The organism is Streptomyces sp. LS1784 (genome assembly GCF_020103755.1).
Lineage (GTDB): Bacteria > Actinomycetota > Actinomycetes > Streptomycetales > Streptomycetaceae > Kitasatospora.
Window position 1 is genome coordinate 1 of the sequence record NZ_JAHSQD010001057.1, and the last position, 1313, is coordinate 1313.

A 1313-nucleotide genomic window follows, 5' to 3' on the forward strand; every position below is an offset into this window, starting at 1 on the left:
CCTCGGCCGTGGCCGTGGTGGCTCCCGCGCCGGCTGCGGCTGTGCCGGCCGGGCCGGCGGTGGTGCCGGTGATCTCGCCGCTGGTGCGGCGGCTGGCCCGGGAGCAGGGGGTCGACCTGGCCGCGCTCACCGGGAGCGGTCCGGACGGGCTGATCATGCGTGCGGACGTCGAACGGGCGGTCGCGGCCAAGGTGGCCGCTCCGGCGGTCGCCGGGCCCGCCGCGCAGGAGGGTGTCGTCCCGTTGCGCGGGCTGCGCAAGGCAGTGGCCGAGAAGCTCGGCCGCAGTCACCGGGAGATCCCGGCGGCGACCTGCTGGGTGGACGCGGACGCCACCGAACTCATGGCGCTGCGACGGCAGTTGAACGCAACGCCGGGGCCGAAGGTGAGCGTGCTGGCGCTGCTGGCGCGGATCTGCACGGTCGCGCTGGCGCGCTTCCCGGAGCTCAACTCCTCGGTGACCGAGGACGGTTCGGGCATCATCCGGCACTCGGCGGTGCACCTGGGCTTCGCCGCCCAGGGCGAGCGCGGGCTGGTCGTCCCGGTGGTGCGAGACGCGCAGGACCGCAGCACCGAGCAACTGGGCGAGGAGCTGGGCCGGTTGACCGAGGCGGCGCGCAGCGGCGCGCTCACCCCGGCCGAACTGACCGGTGGCACCTTCACGTTGAACAACTACGGGGTGTTCGGCGTGGACGGCTCCACCCCGATCCTCAACCACCCGGAGGCGGCGATGCTCGGGGTCGGCCGGATCGTCGCCAAACCCTGGGTCCACCAGGGGGAGTTGGCGGTGCGCGAGGTGACGCAGCTGTCGTTCACCTTCGACCACCGGGTCTGCGACGGCGGGACGGCGGGCGGCTTCCTGCGGTTCGTCGCGGACTGCGTGGAGCAGCCGGGGATGCTGCTGCGGCAGCTCTGAGCCCGGCCGTCGGGCGGGACCGCGATTGCCCTGGGTGCGCGGAGGGGCACCCAGGGCAACCGTGGACCGGGGAGAGTAGCGCGTTCCGGGCCCGGGTGTCCGGGCTTCGCGCGATTCGCCGGACGAGCGGTTCGGGCGTGCCACGCTGCCTTGGCGCCAGTAGGGACAAGCCGGGTGGTGGCGCAGGGCGGCCGGAGGCGAAACGATTCTCTTGGGTACTCGAAACGTAGCGGTGAAGTCCCGCGGAACGGTCCTGGTCCGCACCGGGCACGGCTCGGCGGGGATCGCCTCCGTCCCGGGCCTGCCGGCGGCCGCGCCCGGAGGGCGCCGGGCGCGGGAGCTGACCGTCCGGCCGCCGATGCCCCTGGACCCGCCGGACCGTCCGCCGGTGTCGCCGCC

General features: G+C 74.9%; 1 protein-coding gene. It reads left to right on the top strand.

What is annotated here, in order from left to right; translation table 11 throughout:
- The coding region (locus KS423_RS45585) for a dihydrolipoamide acetyltransferase family protein (RefSeq protein ID WP_224285529.1) at positions 1–914 on the top strand (914 nt) is incomplete at its 5' end.
- Between the last annotated feature and the right edge of the window lie 399 nt (positions 915–1313).